Source organism: Pedobacter sp. KBW06, assembly GCF_003852525.1.
Lineage (GTDB): Bacteria > Bacteroidota > Bacteroidia > Sphingobacteriales > Sphingobacteriaceae > Pedobacter.
In genome coordinates this window covers 1498-3485 of the sequence record NZ_QAJL01000016.1, presented here as the reverse complement: position 1 = coordinate 3485, position 1988 = coordinate 1498, and the positions used below count along the sequence as shown (strand labels likewise).

The window sequence follows — 1988 nt, the reverse complement described above, 5'->3', positions numbered from 1 at the left end:
GGAATGCAGGTGCTGGAAACATTGATCGCTCATGATCAGGAGCAGGCAGTGGTATTGAAGCTGTCAGCAGAAACGGTGTCAAAGACCAATAACTTGCTGAATGATAGGGAGGTGTTAAAGGCAACAACACATACAAGCCTACAGTTGCAGGAGATTTTAAATCCGCCCTATGTGCATGAAGGAGCCTATGAATCACAGATGTTTCAGGTTTGCATCAAAAGCCTCCTTCAAACGCTGCAGGAAATGGGGCTTGAAAAAGCTGCTTTTAAAACTGAGGGTTCGAAAGAGATCAACGTATATCGCAGAAATGTTAAGGCGAATGCTGCTGACTGGGATGGTGCCAGGTGGATCGATGACCAAAGTCTGCTGATCACTGAACTGAGTGCAGCATTGGGGATCAGTGGTAAATATGAGCGGTTATTGCAATCGATGTTAAATGCATTGGGAACATCCGGGCATATAGAAATAGAAAAAAACAGGATTGTAATACCTGAGGCAATAAAAGAGGAGCTGCCTGGTTTCGACCTGAGCGGGGCAATCGGGAACCTCAGTAAAGTGCATTCCGGTCATAGGGTTCATTTGGAGCTGTTGTCCCGTTGTTTATCCTCACTTAAAAAAATCCTTACAGGAGAATTGAGGGCTACGGATGTCATTTTTCCGGAAGGAAGCCTGGCTTATGTGGAAGGCATATATAAAGGCAATTACAGGGCTGATTACTTTAACGAACTATTGACTGCAGAGGTGGCCGCAAGCATCATCAGCGCTATCGGAGAGAAAAAAGATGGGGATAAGTTCCGGATCATGGAAATCGGTGCCGGAACGGGAGGAACCAGTGAGTTGCTGTTCAGGAAATTAGCAGGGTATGAAGCTTCGCTTGTTTATGTCTATACAGATATTTCAAAGAGCTTTCTGCTGCATGCTGAACGGAATTACAGTGCTCAGGCACCATATCTTCAAACGGCATTATTTAATATTGAAGAATCTCCTGAGCTTCAGGAGATTGAAGTAGGCTCATTTGACCTTGTCCTCGGGACCAATGTCGTGCATGCTACCAAAAATATTGGCAGAACGCTGAGTAATATCAAAGCCGTGTTGAAAAAGGGAGGTTTGCTGATGCTAAACGAAATAGCACGTACAGATCTTTATACGACCCTGACTTTTGGATTGTTGGATGGATGGTGGTTATCCGAAGATCGGGAACTCCGTCTGGAAGGCAGTCCGGGTTTGTCTGCTGCAGGCTGGACTGCAGTTCTTGCAGAACAGGGTTTTGAACAAACGAAAATATATCCTGAGGGATCAGTATTGCCTCAACAAGTGATCATTGCGGAGAGTAATGGCTGGATTACAATACCCCGGCGCAGACCTTCGTCATCCCCACTATCTTCATCACAACCGTCTTCGCCTGTCCAATTGCAGGCAAAACAGCCATTAAGAGAAGAACAACCGCAGGCAGTGCAAGATTCCTTAAATCCGGGCAAATCGCTCCGGGATCGGTTGGAACTGAAAGTGAGGGGGATTGCTTCAGAAACGATAAAATTGCCGGAAGCAGATTTCGAATCGGATGTTCCCTTTACGGAATATGGATTTGATTCCATACTGGGAACCACATTGATGAAGAACATCAATGAAGCCCTGAACATCACGTTAAAGTCGACAGATATTTTTAATTATCCGAATATAAAGGAGTTAAGTCAATACATACACGAGAGGTACGGAAAAGAAATAAACCTGCCTGTGACGGTTCCTCAAGCGGAGCCGAGGCCTGTAGAGACTTCGGTAACAGCTTCAGTTAAAGCGGTAATTGCCGATACAGTAACACGTCCCAGGTTTATATCTGAAATTGAAGGTCAGCCAGTTGTTAAGGAGCCTGCAAAGACAGGTGACATTGCAATTGTTGGCCTGAGCGGACAATTTGGTGCTGCCGGCAATGCGGAAGAGTTTTGGGATGCTTTGGTAAAAGGAAAGAGTCTGATTGAAGATGTTCCGGA

1 protein-coding gene is annotated in these 1988 nt (G+C 45.4%); it reads left to right on the top strand.

Going from position 1 to position 1988, the window contains the following annotated elements; genetic code table 11:
• On the top strand, positions 1-1988 hold a 1988-nt coding region (locus DBR43_RS32845; protein ID WP_124587582.1), incomplete at both ends, for a methyltransferase.